The following is a 15834-nucleotide window of genomic DNA, read 5'->3' on the forward strand; positions in this document are numbered from 1 at the left end:
GAATACTTGGGCACACCATCCACATCGGGGAGGTGCGCCGGACATGCGGCGTTGGATCATGCTGGGCCTGGGAACCGCCGCGCAGACCGCGGCCTGCGCCTTCGTCTACGGAGTGCCGTACCTGGCCGACGAGCTGCGCGGCCGCGAAGGACTCACCCTCACACAGGTCGGCGTCCTCGTCGCCTGCCCCACCGTGGGCCTGGTGCTCGCACTGTACGGATGGGGCGCCGCCGCCGACCGCTGGGGGGAACGGCTGGTCATCGCCGCCGGGCTCGGCGGGGCCGCCGGGACACTCGCCGCCGCCGCATGGGGCGTGCACGGCATGGTCGCGCTCGGGGCGCTGCTGGCGCTGGCCGGAGCCGCCGGTGCGTCCGTCTACTCCGCCAGCGGACGGCTGGTCATGGGCTGGTTCGGCAAGGAGCAGCGCGGGCTGGCCATGGGCATCCGGCAGACCTCCACACCGCTGGGCATGGGCGTGGCCGCACTGGCCATGCCGCCGCTCGCCAACGGGCACGGCCTCGCCGGCGCCTTCGGCTTCCTGGCCGTGACGTGCGGGGTCATCGCCGTCCTGATCGCCGTCTTCGCCGCCGACCCCGTCCGCCCGCAGGCCACCACCGCCGAACCCGCGCCCAACCCCTACCGCGGCTCCTCCCTGCTGTGGCGCATCCACGGCTCGGCGGCCCTCCTCGTCATCCCGCAGTTCACCGCGGGCGCCTTCGCGCTGGTGCTGCTGGTCGACGTACGCGGCTGGACACCCGTCCACGCCGGGCAGCTCATCGCCGCCGCACAGGGGCTGGGGGCGCTGTCCCGCATCCTCGCCGGGCGGTGGTCCGACCGGGTCGGCAGCAGACTGCGGCCCATGCGGCAACTGGCGCTGCTGACCGGGGCCGTCGTCGGCGCGACCGCGCTGGGCAGCGCCTTCCCGTCACCGCTGACACCGATCCTGCTGGTCGCCGCGATCGGCATCACCTCCAGCACCAACGGGCTGTCCTTCACCTCCACCGCCGAGCACGCCGGGCCCGCCTGGTCCGGACGCGCCCTGGGCGTCCACAACACCGGGCAGAACCTCACCGCCGCCGTCGTCCCCCCGCTGATGGCCGCGCTCATCAGCGCCACCGGCTACTGGCCCGGCTTCGCCCTCGCCGCGGCCGCCACCTGCGCCTCCGCAGGGCTGATTCCCGTCCCCCGCGCCGTGCCCGCCGCCGACCCCGCCGACCGGGCCCGTACCATTCCGGCATGAGCACCCGGCGGATCGACACCCTGACGGAACTGCCCAGCAGCACCGCACACACGGTGCTGGACCTGATCGCGGACGCCGCGAAGGCCGACGGCCAGCCCGCGGTGTCCGAACAGGGCCGGCTGCACGTACGGCACCCCGGCCGGCCCGGCGTTCGCCACCTGCTGCTGTGGGCCCCCGACGGCGACGACGGCGAGGACATCCTCGCCGGCTACGCCCAGATCGAGGACACCGACCCCGTCGAGGCGCCCGCGGCGGAATTCCTCGTCCACCCCCGGCACCGCCTCCACGGCCACGGCCGCGCCCTCGGCGACGCACTCCTCGCCGCGACCGCCCGCCGGCTGCGCGTCTGGGCCCACGGCGGCCACCCCGCCGCCCGCCACCTGTCCGTCCAGCTCGGCCTCCAGCTCTTCCGCGAACTGCGCCAGATGCGGCGCCCGCTGGACGCGGACGAACTCCCCGCACCCGCCCTCCCCGACGGCGTCACCGTCCGCACCTTCCGCCCCGGCGAGGACGACGCCGCCTGGCTCGCCGTCAACGCCGCCGCCTTCGCCCACCACCCCGAACAGGGCTCCCTCACCCAGCGCGACCTCGACGACCGCAAGACGGAAACCTGGTTCGACCCCGCCGGCTTCTTCCTCGCCTTCCGCGACGACCGCCTCGTCGGCTTCCACTGGACGAAGGTGCACGCCGACCTGGGCCTCGGCGAGGTCTACGTCGTCGCCGTCGCCCCCGGCGAACAGGGCGGCGGCCTCGGCCGCGCCCTCACCACGATCGGCCTGCGCCACCTCGCCGCCGACCGCGGCCTCCCCGGCGTCCTCCTCTACGTCGACGCCGACAACACCGCCGCCGTCTCCGTCTACGAACGCCTCGGCTTCACGACCCACGAGGTCGACCTCATGTACCGCACCGAAAGCTAGCCGTCCCCTCCGAGGGCGGCCCCCACCCCTCCCCGCCGGCGCCCGCGCGGTGCCCGCTTGCCGGTACGTGGGCGGGTGCCCCACCGCGGGGGACGCCTCGGGCGGCGCCCGCCCGGGGGTGCGTGGGCGGCTGACCCGCCGCCGGGGTTTCCCGCGCCTGGCGGCGCCGCGCTCGGGCGGTGCCCGCTTGCTGGTACGTGGGCGGGTGCCCCGCCGCGGGGGACGCCTCGGGCGGTGCCCGCCCGGGGGTGCGTGGGCGGCTGACCCGCCGCCGGGGTTTCCCGCGCCTGGCGGCGCGGGGTGTTCCCACCCCCACCACCCGTGCAGATTCGACGTCGGCTGACGGCCTTCTCGTGGGGGTGCGCCGCCGTCGGGGGCGAACCGCAGTCCCCGGACAACCTCACCCCCACCGGCAGGCAGCCGCCCACGAGACACCGGGAGGGGGACGATCCGGGGGTGCCCCCGCAGGAATGCGCACCCACTCCCCGCCACCTACCGGGGGAGGTCAGACGCGCATTCCTAGGAGGTACCCCCGGAGTGGCACCCGACCCCACCCACCGCACGAAGTGCGCGATGCCCCGCCGGATGACCCCAGGGGCGCGAGGAACTGCGCGACCAGCCCCCACCGGGCGGAACGGCGAACTCCCACCGCAAGCGGCACCCCCCCAGGGGCGCGAGGAACGGCGCGACCAGCCCCCACCGGCAGAAGATCGCGCGGCACACCCCACGCCGCACCCCGCAGCGCAAAAGCGACCGCACCCCACCCCACCGCACCCCCGGCGTCACCCGCCCGGCGTACGGGAACGCAGGTACGAGGGCGTCACCCGACAGGGCCAGGGAACCCCGCCGGAGGCGCTGCGCTTGCCTGACGGCAAGACTCTCGTTACCGGCGGTTCAACCGCACCCGCCAGCATCGCAGGATGCAACCCGCCGCCCCCCACCGGCCGTACTCCCCCGACCTGCCGGAAGGCACCTCCGCACGCGACAATGGAACGACGGCCGGAGGCCGCCTGACGGGGGGTGTCGGCCGCGCGTACCACGTGCCGGATCCGGAGGAGGGCTCGCACACCATGGCCCAGACGAATCATCCCAGCGTCCCCGTCCAGCCCCAGCAGAGCCGGTCCCAGCAGGGCCGGTCCCAGCAGGGCCGGTCCCAGCAGGGCCGGTCCCAGCAGGGCCGGGGTTCGACCCCGGCCGCGAACGCACCGGCCCGGGCGTCGACCCCGGCACCGGCGCCGTCATCGGCGTCCGCATCCGCATCCGCATCGGACCCGGCGTCGTCACACGCGTCGTCATCCGCGTCGTCATCCGCATCCGGGTCCGCATCCGGGTCCGCCGAGGACGACACCGACAGCTTCGGCACCTTCCGCCCCCGCGTCGTACCGGACCTGGCGCCCGACGCCGACACGGCCGGCATCGCCGCCGAGGGCGAGTACGGGGAGGCCCTCCCCGAGAACCGCTTCCTGGACCGCGAGCGCAGCTGGCTGGCGTTCAACGAGCGCGTGCTGGAGCTGGCCGAGGACCCGACGACCCCGCTGCTGGAGCGGGCGAACTTCCTGGCGATATTCGCGAGCAACCTGGACGAGTTCTTCATGGTCCGCGTCGCGGGCCTGAAGCGCCGGATGGCGACCGGTGTGGCGACGCGCTCGGCGTCGGGCCTGCAGCCCCGGGACGTCCTGGACCTGATCCTCACCCGGTCCCGCGAGCTCATGGCCCGGCACGCCGCGTGCTTCCAGAACGACGTCGCCCCGCAGCTCGCGGACGAGGGCATCCACGTCATCCGCTGGGGCGAGCTGAACGACAAGGAGCAGGCGCGGCTCGCGACGCTCTTCCGGCAGCAGATCTTCCCTGTGCTCACCCCGCTCGCGGTGGACCCGGCGCACCCCTTCCCGTACATCTCCGGCCTGTCGCTGAACCTCGCGGTCGTGGTGCGCAACCCGGTGTCCGGGCACGAGCACTTCGCGCGGGTGAAGGTGCCGCCGATCCTGTCGCGCCTCCTGGAGGCGGGGCCGCAGCGGTACGTGCCGCTGGAGGACGTGATCGCCGCGCACCTGGAGGAGCTGTTCCCGGGCATGGACGTGCTCGACCACCACATGTTCCGCGTCACCAGGAACGAGGACCTGGAGGTCGAGGAGGACGACGCGGAGAACCTGCTCCAGGCGCTGGAGAAGGAGCTCATGCGGCGCCGCTTCGGGCCGCCCGTGCGGCTGGAGGTCGAGGAGTCGATCGCGCCGCGCGTGCTGGACCTGCTGGTCCACGAGCTGAAGATGAAGCACACCGAGGTCTACCCGCTGCCCGGCCCGCTGGACCTGACGGGGCTGTTCGCGATCGCCGGGCTGGACCGGCCGGAGCTGAAGTACCCGCGCTTCATCGCGGGCACGCACCGCGACCTCGCGGAGGTCGAGTCGGCTTCCGCGCCGGACATCTTCGCGGCGATGCGCGAGCGGGACATCCTGCTGCACCACCCGTACGACTCCTTCTCCACCTCCGTGCAGGCGTTCCTGGACCAGGCCGCGGCCGACCCGAACGTGCTGGCCATCAAGCAGACCCTTTACCGCACCTCCGGCGACTCGCCGATCGTCGACGCGCTGATCGACGCGGCCGAGGCCGGCAAGCAGGTGCTGGTGCTGGTCGAGATCAAGGCCCGCTTCGACGAGCAGGCCAACATCAAGTGGGCCAGGAAGCTGGAGGAGGCGGGCTGCCATGTGGTGTACGGGCTGGTGGGCCTCAAGACGCACTGCAAGCTCTCGCTGGTCGTCCGGCAGGAGGGCGACACGCTGCGCCGCTACAGCCACGTCGGCACCGGCAACTACCACCCCAAGACGGCCCGGCTCTACGAGGACCTGGGCCTGCTGACCGCGGACCCGCAGGTCGGCGCGGACCTCTCGCACCTGTTCAACCGGCTGTCCGGCTACTCGCGCCGCGCCACGTACAACCGCCTGCTGGTCGCCCCGCGCAGCCTGCGCGACGGCCTGGTCACCCGCATCATGGCGGAGATCGAGCACCACCGGGCCGGGCACCCGGCCTTCGTCCGGATCAAGGTCAACTCGATCGTCGACGAGGCCGTGATCGACGCGCTCTACCGGGCCTCGCAGGCGGGTGTCCCGGTGGACATCTGGGTCCGCGGCATCTGCGCGGTACGCCCGGGAGTGCCGGGACTGTCGGAGAACATCCGGGTCCGCAGCGTGCTCGGCCGCTTCCTGGAGCACTCCCGCGTCTTCGCCTTCGGCAACGGCGGCGAGCCCGAGGTGTGGCTCGGCAGCGCCGACATGATGCACCGCAACCTCGACCGCCGCATCGAGGCGCTCGTCCGGGTCGCCGACCCGGCGCACCGCGCCACCCTGAACCGGCTGCTGGAGACCGGGATGTCCGACACCACGGCGTCCTGGCACCTGGCGGCCGACGGGAACTGGACCCGCCACAGCGCCGACGCCGACGGGCGCCCGCTGCGCAACGTCCAGGAGATGCTCATCGACGCCCGGAGGCGCCGACGTGGCCCGTCAGCAGCAACCTGACCCCGTCCCCCCGCCGGCGGGCGCCGGCGGGGGGTCGGCGACGCACCCGCCGCCGGGAGGGGCCGCGGGGACACCGAGCAGGATCAGGCAACCGCGCCTTCCGTCCGCCCGGGGCGGCAGGGCACCGGCAGACAACGGGGACACGGGGACCAGCACCATCATGAACGCCGAACCGTACGACGTCCTGCCACAGGCCGGCGGCACCGCCGGCGAGGTGCTGACCCGCTACCTGCACGAACGCGCCGCGGGCTTCCTGCGCGGGCTCAGCCTGCGGGGCGAGAGCGAGGCGGACGCCGACGCCCTGCTGCGCGGCAGCGCCCGGCGGATCGGCGGGGCCCTGCACACGTTCGGGTCGCTCACCGACCCGGCGTGGGCCGAGCCGCTGCGCGCCGAGCTGGCCTGGCTGTCCAGCACCCTGGGCCGCGAGCCGCAGCACGCCGGACGGCTGGCCCGGCTGCTCGACGCGCTGCGGCGGCTGTCGGTCGCCGCGCCCGAGGGGCAGGAGCCGGTGCTCGCGGGGGGCTCCGGCGCCGCCAGGCCCGCCGCGCCCGCGCCGCCCGCCGCGGGAGGCGGTCCGCTCGCGCTGGGCGCCGCCCGGGCCGGCGCGCTGCTGGAGCGCCAGCTCACCCTGGCCCGCACCCGCGCCCACTCGGCGTCCCTCCAGGCCATGGGCTCCTCGCGCTTCCACGCGCTGGCCGACGCCATCGCCGTGCTCGTCTCCGAGGTGCCGCTGTCCCCCGCCGCCGCCGCGCCCGCCGCGAGCGTGCTGCCGCAGCTCGCCGGGCAGGCGTCCGCACGGCTCGCCGACGCCGTCGCCGCGCTGCCGCTGCACCGCGCCGCGCACCCGTACAACGCCGAGGCCGTCCAGGCCTCGCTGGGCGCCGAGCTGACCGCCGACCTCCAGGACGCGCCCTGGCACCAGGTCCGCATCCTGCTGCGGCTCAGCCGCTACGCCGCCGAGGTCTCCCGTCCCGGGGGCGAGGGCGGCGACGCGCAGCGGCTCGCGGACGCCGCGCGGCTGCTGGAGCGCCACCGGGAGGCCGCCGAGTCCGCCGCGGCCGTCGCCGCCGCGGCCCGCACCCCGCGCATCGCCCCGGCGACCGCGTACGCCCTCGGCGTGCTGCACGCCGACCAGCGGCACGAGGTCGAGGCCGCGCGCTTCGCCTTCTCCCGGCTGTGGCAGGCCTCCGTGCCGGGGGCACGGCGGGAATGACCGCGCCCCCTCCCGGCCGGGACGGCACCGCCGTACGCGCGGCGGGCACCGTCCTGTGGCGCCCCGCACCGGACGGCGTCGAGATCGCGCTGATCCACCGCCCCCGCTACGACGACTGGAGCCTGCCCAAGGGCAAGCTCAAGCGCGGCGAGGGCTTCGCCGCGGCCGCCCTGCGCGAGACCCGCGAGGAGACCGGCCTCGACTGCGAGCTGGGCGCCGCGCTGCCGTCCCGCCACTACCTCGTCGCCGGGCGTCCCAAGGAGGTGCGCTACTGGTCCGCGCGGGCCCGCGCCGGGGCGGGGGCCTTCGTCCCCACCGCGGAGGTCGACGCGATCGTCTGGCTCCCTCCGGCGGCCGCCCGCCACCGCCTCACGCACGACCGCGACCGGCCCCTCGTCGACGCGCTCCTGCTGGCGCTGGCCTCCCCGGGAGGTGGCTCTCCCCCGCCTCCGGGAGAGCCCTTCTAGGGCACGGCTGCGCCGCGGGGCGGGCGTCTCGCGCTGCCGCGCCGGGCGAGCGTTTCCGGGGCGCGGGACTCCTGCGTGCTCAGCCCCCACCGGGGCGCGGGCCGTCACCGGCGCGAAGGGGCGATTGCCGTCGTTTCCGGACCTCGGCCGGTGGGTGGCTGCGCGCGCAGTTCCCCGCGCCCCTGCAACCGTCTGCCCGGAGGCGCGGCCGCACCCGAAACGCTCACCCCGCGCGGCTGCGCGAAGCGCTCGCCCGGCGGCGCGGCAGCGCGAGGCACGTGGCCCGCGGGACTGGAGGTGCGTGCCCTCCGCGGCACGGGCGGGACATCACCGGGCTGACGGGTGAGGTTCACCCCGCGTTCACTCGCCCCCGAGGGTCGCTTCACCTGATCTGCCTAATTTCGGCCTTACCGGCAGCCCTCAGCGGCCGGACGCGGTAACACCCACCCTCTGCTTCGCCGTGCACCGGCGGGCTCTCGGAAGGAACACACGAAGGTGAAGCTTCAGCGTAAGAGCGGGCTGCGGGCCCTGACCGTCGGCGCGGTCGCGATTACCGGTGCGCTGGTCCTGTCCGCCTGCGGCTCGGACGACAACAGCGACAGCAGCGGCTCGGACACGTCGACCTCGGCGGCCAGCACGTCCGGCGGCTCCGGCGGTGACGCCAGTGCGCTGGGCATCACCTGCGCCACCGGCCAGATCAAGGCGTCGGGCTCCAGCGCCCAGCAGAACGCGATCGAGGCGTGGGTCAAGGACTACCAGCAGGCCTGCAAGGGCTCGACGATCAACTACAAGACGTCGTCGTCCGGTGAGGGCATCGTCGACTTCAACCAGGGCACGGACGCCTTCGCGGGCTCCGACTCCCCGCTGAAGCCGGAGGAGGTCGACGCGTCGAAGAAGGTCTGCACCGGCGGCCAGGGCGTCAACATCCCGATGGTCGGCGGCCCGATAGCCATCGGCTACAACCTGCCCGGCGTGGACAACCTGGTCCTGGACGCCTCGTCGCTGGCGAAGATCTTCAACGGCAAGATCACCGCCTGGAACGACCCCGCGATCGCCAAGCTCAACCCGGGCGCCAAGCTCCCGAGCACCAAGATCCAGTCGGTGCACCGCCAGGACGACTCCGGCACCACCGACAACCTGACCAAGTACCTCAAGGGCGCCGCCCCCGCCGACTGGCCGTACGAGCACGCCAAGGCGTGGGCCGCGAAGGGCGGCCAGGCCGCTCCGCAGTCCTCCGGTGTCGCCGCGCTGGTGAAGCAGACCGAGGGCTCGATCGGCTACTTCGAGCTGTCGTACGCGACCGCCAACACCATCCCGACCGTCAAGATCAACACCGGCGCCCCGCAGCCGGTCGAGGCCACCACGGCCAACGCCTCCGCGGGCATCGGTGCCGCGAAGATCGCCGGCACCGGCTCCGACCTGGCGCTGGACCTGAGCGCCGCGTACGTCACCAAGACGCCGAACGCCTACCCGATCGTCCTGGTCACGTACGAGATCGCCTGCGACAAGGGCAACAAGGCGGACACGCTCGCGCTGACCAAGTCCTTCCTGAACTACATCGCCAGCGACAAGGGCCAGCAGAAGCTCTCGGCCGCCGGCTACGCCCCGCTCCCCCAGGAGATCGCCACCAAGGTGCGCACCACCATCGGTTCGCTCTCCTGACCCCGCGCGACGGGTCCCGCGGCCCTGAGGTCGCGGGGCCCGCCGCGTATCCGGTGCACCGCCGCCGGGGGACGCCCAGCGCCTCCCCCACCCAGACCGGAGAAACGATCACATGACCACCACCGCTCCACCCCCCACCAAGCCCGAGCCGCACCGGGCCACCGGGCAGGTGTCCCGGCCGGGCGACCGGATCTTCGCGGGCCTCGCCCGCGGCTCCGGCATCCTGCTGCTCGTCGTGATGGCCGCGATAGCCGTCTTCCTCACGACCCGCGCGGTCCACGCGATCTCCAAGGACCACGGAAACTTCCTCACCACCTTCGAGTGGACGCCGAGCCTGAACCCGCCGGTCTTCGGTATCGCGGTCCTGGCCTACGGCACGATCATCAGCTCGATCATCGCGATGCTGATCGCGGTGCCGATCTCGCTCGGCATCGCCCTGTTCATCACCCACTACGCACCCCGCAGGCTGGGCGGCCCGATCGCGTTCGTCATCGACCTGCTCGCCGCGGTGCCCAGCATCATCTACGGCCTGTGGGGCGCCCTCTTCCTGGTGCCGCACCTGCGCGGGCTCAACCTGTGGCTGGACGACTACCTCGGCTGGACGGTCGTCTTCGACAAGCAGGACCCCAACTCGGCGGCCCGCTCGCTGTTCACGGTGGGCGTCCTGCTGGCGGTCATGGTGCTGCCGATCATCACCAACGTGACCCGCGAAGTGATCAACCAGGTGCCCAAGATGCACGAGGAGGCGGCGCTCGCGCTCGGCGCGACCCGCTGGGAGGTCATCCGGCTCTCGGTGCTGCCCTTCGCGCGCTCCGGCATCATCAGCGCCTCCATGCTCGGCCTGGGCCGCGCGCTCGGCGAGACGATGGCGGTCGCGACCGTGCTGTCCGCCTCGCCGGAGCTGTCCGCGCACATCCTGGACCCGGTCGGCGGCACCTTCTCGCAGAACATCGTGTCGAAGTTCGGCGAGGCCGACGACTTCGGCCGGGACGCCCTGATCGCCTCCGGCCTGGTGCTGTTCCTCATCACCCTGCTGGTCAACGGTGCCGCGCGGATCATCATCCAGCGGCGTAAGGAATACTCGGGGGCCAACGCATGAGCGACACGACCGTGGACACGCCGGCTGCCGCCCGTCCCACCCCCGTACGCCTCTCGACCCGCCACCTGCCGCGCTGGACGCCCGCGGCGATCGCCGCGGGTGCCGTCGCGGCCGGCTGCGGCATCGGCGCCGGCGCCGGGCTGAGCAGCCACATCCAGTGGGGCCTGATCGCCCTGCTGCTGTTCGTCCTGGGCTCCTACGTCATCACCGCCCAGGTCGAGGGCCGCCGCCAGGCCAGGGACCGGGTCGCCACCAGCCTGGTGTGGTCCAGCTTCGTGCTGGCCGTCATCCCGCTGTACTCCCTGGTGGAGACCACGATCAGCAAGGGCGCCGGCGTCATCGACGGCACCTTCCTGACCCACTCGATGAACAACGTGCTGACCATCCAGCCCGGCGGCGGCGTCTACCACGCCATCATCGGCACCCTGGAGCAGGTCGGCATCGCGACCCTGATCGCCGCGCCCATCGGCCTGCTGACCGCCGTCTACCTCGTGGAGTACGGCAAGGGCGCGCTCGCGAAGTGGGTGACCTTCTTCGTCGACGTCATGACCGGCGTCCCGTCGATCGTGGCCGGCCTGTTCATCCTGTCGATCTGGTTCGTGCTGCTGGACCGGGCACCGGCCAGCGGCTTCGCGGGCTCGCTCGCACTGGCGATCCTGATGCTGCCGGTCGTGGTGCGCTCGACCGAGGAGATGCTCAAGCTCGTCCCGAACGAGCTGCGCGAGGCCTCGCTCGCGCTCGGCGTGCCCAAGTGGCGCACGATCGTCAAGGTCGTCGTGCCGACGTCGATCGGCGGTATCACCACCGGTGTGATGCTGGCCGTCGCCCGTATCGCCGGTGAGAGCGCCCCGATCGCGCTGCTGGTCTTCGGCAGCAACCTGATCAACACCGACCCCTTCCACGACCCGCAGTCGTCGCTGCCGTACTACATCTTCCAGCAGTACAAGAACGGCAACGACCCCAGCTACCAGCGGGCCTGGGGCGCCGCCCTGGTGCTCATCGCGTTCGTGATGGTCCTGAACCTTCTCGCCCGGGCCGTCGCCCGCTGGAAGGCGCCCAAGAGCGGTCGCTGACGCGGCCATGCAACCAGTCAGCCAGACCGTCCCGGAAAAGAAGTGATCACAGCCATGGCCAAGCGCATCGACGTCAGCGGCCTGTCCGCGTACTACTCCGCCCACAAGGCGATAGACGACATCTCCATGACCATCGAGCCCGGTTCGGTGACGGCCTTCATCGGCCCCTCCGGCTGCGGCAAGTCCACCTTCCTGCGCACCCTCAACCGCATGCACGAGGTCACCCCCGGCGGCCGCGTCGAGGGCAAGGTGCTGCTGGACGACGAGAACCTGTACGGCTCGGGCGTCGACCCGGTGACCGTCCGGCGCACCGTCGGCATGGTCTTCCAGCGCCCCAACCCCTTCCCCACCATGTCGATCTACGACAACGTGGCGGCCGGCCTCAAGCTCAACGGCATCCGCAAGAAGGGCGAGCTGGACGCCATCGTCGAGCGCTCCCTCAAGGGCGCCAACCTGTGGAACGAGGTCAAGGACCGGCTGGGCAAGCCCGGCTCGGGCCTGTCCGGCGGCCAGCAGCAGCGACTGTGCATCGCCCGCGCCATCGCGGTCGAGCCCGAGGTGCTGCTGATGGACGAGCCCTGCTCGGCCCTCGACCCGATCTCCACCCTCGCCATCGAGGACCTGATCGGCGAGCTCAAGAACCGCTTCACCATCGTCATCGTGACGCACAACATGCAGCAGGCCGCGCGCGTCTCCGACCGCACCGCCTTCTTCAACCTGGCGGCCGTGGGGCAGCCGGGCAAGCTCATCGAGATCGACGAGACCCAGCGGATCTTCTCCAACCCGTCCGTGCAGGCCACCGAGGACTACATCTCGGGCCGCTTCGGGTGATCCAGGCCGCCGTGCGGTGCTGCATGGCGGTGCCACCGCACGGCTCAGGCCCCGCCCCCCACTGGGGGGCGGGGCCTGATTCCGTACGCGGCTGCCGCGCCGGGCGCGTCAGCCGAAGACGAGGACGACGATGCCGTAGCAGGCGGCCGCGACGAGCGCCGCGGCCGGCATGGTGATGAACCAGCCCGCGACGATGTTCTTGGCCACGCCCCAGCGCACCGCCTTGACCCGGCGGGTCGCGCCGACACCCATGATCGACGAGGTGATGACGTGGGTCGTGGAGATCGGGGCCGCGAAGATGTACGAGGTCGCGTAGAGGATCGACGCCGAGGTCGTCTCGGCCGCGAAGCCCTGCGGCGGGTCCAGGTCGATGATCCGGCGGCCCAGCGTGCGCATGATGCGCCAGCCGCCCGCGTACGTGCCCAGCGACATCATCGCCGCGCACACCAGCTTGACCCAGATCGGGATGTCGAAGCTCCTGCCCGGGTCGTGGATGACCAGCGCCAGCACCACGACGCCCATGGTCTTCTGCGCGTCCTGCAGGCCGTGGCCGAGCGCCATCGCCGCGGCCGACACCGTCTGCGCTATCCGGAAGCCGCGCTTTGCCTTGTGCGGGTTGGCCCGCCGGAAGAACCACAGGATCGCCAGCATCACCAGGTAGCCCAGCACCAGGCCGACCGCGGGCGACACGAACATCGGGATGACGACCTTGTCGATCACTCCCGACCAGTGCACCGCGATCCCGCCGGCGAGCGCCGCGCCCACCAGACCGCCGAAGAGGGCGTGGCTGGAACTCGACGGCAGCCCGAAATACCACGTGACCAGGTTCCACACGATCGCCCCGGCGAGGGCGGCGAAGAGGATGCCCAGACCGGAGCGTCCCTCCGGCGTGTCGATCAGGCCCTTGCTGACCGTCTTGGCGACGCCGCTGCCCAGGAAGGCGCCCGCCAGGTTCATCACCGCGGCCATCGCCAGCGCCGCCCGCGGGGTCAGCGCCCGGGTCGACACGGACGTGGCGATGGCGTTCGCCGAGTCGTGGAAACCGTTGGTGTACGTGAAGAAGAGCGCCACCCCGATGGTGACGACCAGTGCGAAGGTGTCCACGTGGTTCAGGACTCCTTGACCGCGATGGTCTCCACGGTGTTCGCCACGTGCTCGAATGCGTCCGCGGCCTCTTCCAGGACGTCCACGATCTGCTTGAGCTTGAGCACCTCGATCGCGTCGTACTTGCCGTTGAACAGCTGTGCGAGCAGCTTGCGGTGGATCTGGTCGGCCTGGTTCTCCAGCCGGTTGACCTCGATCCAGTACTCGGTGAGGTTGGACATCGTGCGCAGGTTGGGCATCGCCTCCGCGGTCAGCTCCGCGGCCCTCGCCAGCACCTCGATCTGCTGCTCGACGCCCTTCGGCAGCTCCTCCACGTTGTAGAGGACGACCAGGTCAACGGCCTCCTCGAGGTAGTCCATGATGTCGTCCAGCGAGCCGGCGAGGGTGTAGATGTCCTCCCGGTCGAAGGGTGTGATGAACGAGGAGTTCAACTGGTGGAAGATCGCGTGGGTCGCGTCGTCCCCCGCGTGCTCCGCCGCCCGCATGCGCTCGGCGATCTCGACGCGGGTGGCCGAATCGGCTCCCAGCAGTTCCATGAGGAGCTTCGAACCGGTGACGATGTTGTCCGCGGAGGCGGCGAACATGTCGTAGAAGCTCGTCTCCCTGGGGGTCAGACGAAAGCGCACGTGGGTTCCTCGGGATACATGGGAGTCGTCTCATTGATGCTAGGCGCAACATCCGGCCACAGCTAACCGGCACATCCAGTGTCGCCCATGGGACACAGTCCCCCCGACGGGGGATGCCTCGCACACGATATCGATTCGGTAAGATATACCCTCTAGGGGTATAAGGGGACAGAGAGGGCGGATGGCCGGCATGGCGGACGCGACGACGGGACGGGCGGCGGTGACGGAACCGGTGGCGGAACCAGCGGCTTCGGCAGCAGACGAGATTGTGGCGCCGCAGGGCCCTCATGGCTATAGCCACGACAAAGAGTCCCACCTGAAGAGGCTGCGCCGGATCGAGGGCCAGATCCGCGGCCTCCAGCGGATGGTCGAGCAGGACGTCTACTGCATCGACATCCTCACCCAGGTGTCCGCCAGCACCAAGGGCCTCCAGTCCTTCGCCCTCCAGCTCCTGGAGGAGCACCTGCGGCACTGCGTCGCCGCGGCCGCGGTCGGCGGCGGCCCGGAGATCGACGAGAAGGTCGCCGAGGCGACGGCGGCGATAGCGCGGCTGCTGCGCACGTAAAGGCCGCGCGCCCCGCCCTACGGGCGCCGGACCCCCAGGACCTCGTCGATACGGGCGGAGCTCAGCCGCTCCTCGACGGCGGTGGACGCCGCGATCATCAGCTCGCAGGTCAGCTCGATCTCGGCGAGAGCCACGGGATCGTCCTGGAGCGTAGCGCCGGGCGACGGCACCATTACCCCTCCTCGCCGGGTGTGCGTCCTCGTGCGGCCGGCACGGTTGCCTGCGGCCGCCTCCCAGCGTAGGGACACCCCTTGCCCCGCCGCATGGCACGTAATGACCATTTCCGGGGGGCCGCCCCGGGCTGCGTCCGGTGGTGGGCGGCCCGGGGCCGTCCGCCGGCGGAGGCGGAGCGCACCGCGCGGGGCCCCCGCGGCGGGCAGCCCGCGTCCTCAGCCGCCGGCGGGGGCAGAAACGATCTTGCCGTTCCAGATGTCCGCCGCCGGCGGGAGGGCGAGCGGCGGCACGGCCGCACCGAACCCGGCGTACGTGGTGGTGGAGACGACCTCCACCGTGCTGCGGGCCGGCCCGTACGCGTAGCGCAGCGTCACCCGGCACAGGCGGCCCTCCCCGTCCACCCACGCCTCGAAGGGCACCCGGTCCACGGCGAAGCCCGCCGCGGCGGCCGAGAGCGCGGCCGGCGGGCGGGGGCCCCAGGCGCGCGCGGCCCGGGCGATGTCGAGCGTCCCGGTCAGGCGCCGGACGCGCACCCCGCCGAGCGTCTGCTCCCCCGCGGGCTCCGCACCGAGCGCCCCGCGGAGCAGCTGCGCCGCGGCGAGCGGGTCGGTGGCGCCGCCGGTGACGAGATTGCCGTCGGGGAGCGCCGCGATGTCGACGCGCACCCACTTGTCCGCCGGCACGCCCGCCCCGCGGTTCTTCATGTAGAGCGCGCCCGGGGTGAGCAGCTCGGTGACCGGCGCGTGCTCCTGCGTCCCGGCGGCGTCACGCGGCAGCACGAGGGTGAGGGTGCCCTGGCCGCGCGCGTAGTCGTACCTGCCCCTGCCGGTGACGGTGACCCAGGTGCCGCCGCTGGCCATGCGCAGGGACGTGACGACCGTCGAGCCGCCGGCCCGGACCAGCGCGTCCGCAGCGCCGCGGACCACCGCCGCGGGTCCGGCGGCGGCCGCCTCCCCGGTGTCGCCGTGCGCGGCACCGCAGCCGGCCGGCAGCACCGTCGCGCAGCAGACCGCGGCCGCCGCGGCCAGCGTCCGCACCGCCGTGGACTTCGCCGCCGTCATCCCTCAACCATCCCCGTCGTCGCCTCGGCCCCACCTCCGTAACGACGGTCCGGAGCAGGCCGTCACGCCCGTTACCGTGGTGGGGTGCCCAGGCTTCGTACCCTCGACGAGACACGCGCGGACACCGGCCACCGGACGTCGGTCACCGAACGCGGCTCGTTCGCCACCGCCCGCTGCTCGTGCGGCTGGCGCGGCCCCGCCCGCCGGTCCCGCGACCGGGCCCGCCGCGACGCCCAGGAGCACACCGCCGGCTGATCCGCACCGGCCGTGTCCGGCCCGCAACCGGC

The 15834-nt window shown here is 72.8% G+C and carries 14 protein-coding genes; 11 read left to right on the forward strand and 3 right to left on the reverse strand.

All coding sequences use genetic code 11. From position 1 onward, the window contains the following. Nucleotides 1–43: 43 nt before the first annotated feature. The 9 genes from ACH4SE_RS30910 (at nt 44) to pstB (ending at nt 12017) form a co-directional block, all read left to right on the forward strand. The gene (locus ACH4SE_RS30910) at nt 44–1240 is read left to right on the forward strand and encodes an MFS transporter (protein ID WP_398546826.1); all 1197 of its coding nucleotides are present in this window, start codon (nt 44–46) and stop codon (nt 1238–1240) included. Continuing rightward, nucleotides 1237–2157, forward strand: a complete 921-nt coding sequence (mshD, locus tag ACH4SE_RS30915; RefSeq protein ID WP_398546827.1) for a mycothiol synthase — start codon at nt 1237–1239, stop codon at nt 2155–2157. Before ACH4SE_RS30910 ends, mshD begins: the two co-directional genes overlap by 4 nt. A 1070-nt stretch (nt 2158–3227) precedes the next feature. Beyond that, a complete protein-coding gene (locus ACH4SE_RS30920) occupies nt 3228–5672 on the forward strand; it encodes an RNA degradosome polyphosphate kinase (RefSeq protein WP_398546828.1) in 2445 nt (814 codons plus the stop codon). Nucleotides 5673–5832: 160 nt separating this feature from the next. Next, nucleotides 5833–6885 (forward strand): CHAD domain-containing protein, encoded by a 1053-nt coding sequence (locus ACH4SE_RS30925; RefSeq protein ID WP_398546829.1) that lies wholly within the window; start codon nt 5833–5835, stop codon nt 6883–6885. Beyond that, on the forward strand, nt 6882–7352 hold the full coding sequence (locus ACH4SE_RS30930; protein ID WP_398546830.1) for an NUDIX hydrolase: 471 nt from the start codon (nt 6882–6884) through the stop codon (nt 7350–7352). Before ACH4SE_RS30925 ends, ACH4SE_RS30930 begins: the two co-directional genes overlap by 4 nt. Nucleotides 7353–7847: 495 nt before the next feature. After that, the gene (gene pstS / locus ACH4SE_RS30935; protein WP_398546831.1) at nt 7848–9014 is read left to right on the forward strand and encodes a phosphate ABC transporter substrate-binding protein PstS; all 1167 of its coding nucleotides are present in this window, start codon (nt 7848–7850) and stop codon (nt 9012–9014) included. Nucleotides 9015–9126: 112 nt separating this feature from the next. Next, nucleotides 9127–10113 (forward strand): phosphate ABC transporter permease subunit PstC, encoded by a 987-nt coding sequence (gene pstC / locus ACH4SE_RS30940; protein ID WP_398546832.1) that lies wholly within the window; start codon nt 9127–9129, stop codon nt 10111–10113. Beyond that, nucleotides 10110–11186, forward strand: a complete 1077-nt coding sequence (pstA, locus tag ACH4SE_RS30945; RefSeq protein ID WP_398546833.1) for a phosphate ABC transporter permease PstA — start codon at nt 10110–10112, stop codon at nt 11184–11186. Before pstC ends, pstA begins: the two co-directional genes overlap by 4 nt. A 54-nt stretch (nt 11187–11240) precedes the next feature. Next, nucleotides 11241–12017: a phosphate ABC transporter ATP-binding protein PstB gene (gene pstB, locus ACH4SE_RS30950; RefSeq protein ID WP_398546834.1), complete on the forward strand. Its 777-nt coding sequence runs from the start codon at nt 11241–11243 to the stop codon at nt 12015–12017. 108 nt (nt 12018–12125) lie between these two features. On the opposite strand, the gene ACH4SE_RS30955 is transcribed toward pstB, so the two are convergent. Together ACH4SE_RS30955 and ACH4SE_RS30960 are read right to left on the reverse strand one after the other, a co-directional pair. Then, nucleotides 12126–13121 (reverse strand): anion permease, encoded by a 996-nt coding sequence (locus ACH4SE_RS30955; RefSeq protein WP_398546835.1) that lies wholly within the window; start codon nt 13119–13121, stop codon nt 12126–12128. A 5-nt stretch (nt 13122–13126) separates the two neighbouring features. After that, a complete protein-coding gene (locus tag ACH4SE_RS30960) occupies nt 13127–13747 on the reverse strand; it encodes a DUF47 domain-containing protein (RefSeq protein WP_398546836.1) in 621 nt (206 codons plus the stop codon). 190 nt (nt 13748–13937) lie between these two features. Between ACH4SE_RS30960 and ACH4SE_RS30965 the strand changes: the two genes are divergently transcribed. Beyond that, entirely contained in the window at nt 13938–14312 is a 375-nt protein-coding gene (locus tag ACH4SE_RS30965) for a metal-sensitive transcriptional regulator (RefSeq protein ID WP_398546856.1), read from the forward strand. Nucleotides 14313–14701: 389 nt separating this feature from the next. Here ACH4SE_RS30965 and ACH4SE_RS30970 read toward each other — a convergent pair whose 3' ends face one another. After that, nucleotides 14702–15547, reverse strand: coding sequence for a hypothetical protein (locus tag ACH4SE_RS30970; RefSeq protein WP_398546837.1), 846 nt, complete (start codon nt 15545–15547; stop codon nt 14702–14704). Nucleotides 15548–15631: 84 nt separating this feature from the next. Between ACH4SE_RS30970 and ACH4SE_RS30975 the strand changes: the two genes are divergently transcribed. After that, entirely contained in the window at nt 15632–15802 is a 171-nt protein-coding gene (locus ACH4SE_RS30975; RefSeq protein WP_398546838.1) for a hypothetical protein, read from the forward strand. Nucleotides 15803–15834 lie beyond the last annotated feature (32 nt).

Source organism: Streptomyces sp. NPDC020983 (genome assembly GCF_044333485.1).
Taxonomy (GTDB): Bacteria; Actinomycetota; Actinomycetes; order Streptomycetales; family Streptomycetaceae; genus Actinacidiphila.

Coding starts and splice junctions, on each gene's coding strand:
- ACH4SE_RS30930 (WP_398546830.1), top strand. CDS start 6,882: ATGACCGCGCCCCCTCCCGGCCGGGACGGCACCGCCGTACGCGCGGCG.
- ACH4SE_RS30925 (WP_398546829.1), top strand. CDS start 5,833: ATGAACGCCGAACCGTACGACGTCCTGCCACAGGCCGGCGGCACCGCC.
- mshD (WP_398546827.1), top strand. CDS start 1,237: ATGAGCACCCGGCGGATCGACACCCTGACGGAACTGCCCAGCAGCACC.
- pstA (WP_398546833.1), top strand. CDS start 10,110: ATGAGCGACACGACCGTGGACACGCCGGCTGCCGCCCGTCCCACCCCC.
- pstB (WP_398546834.1), top strand. CDS start 11,241: ATGGCCAAGCGCATCGACGTCAGCGGCCTGTCCGCGTACTACTCCGCC.
- ACH4SE_RS30965 (WP_398546856.1), top strand. CDS start 13,938: ATGGCGGACGCGACGACGGGACGGGCGGCGGTGACGGAACCGGTGGCG.
- pstC (WP_398546832.1), top strand. CDS start 9,127: ATGACCACCACCGCTCCACCCCCCACCAAGCCCGAGCCGCACCGGGCC.
- ACH4SE_RS30910 (WP_398546826.1), top strand. CDS start 44: ATGCGGCGTTGGATCATGCTGGGCCTGGGAACCGCCGCGCAGACCGCG.
- ACH4SE_RS30970 (WP_398546837.1), bottom strand. CDS start 15,547: ATGACGGCGGCGAAGTCCACGGCGGTGCGGACGCTGGCCGCGGCGGCC.
- ACH4SE_RS30920 (WP_398546828.1), top strand. CDS start 3,228: ATGGCCCAGACGAATCATCCCAGCGTCCCCGTCCAGCCCCAGCAGAGC.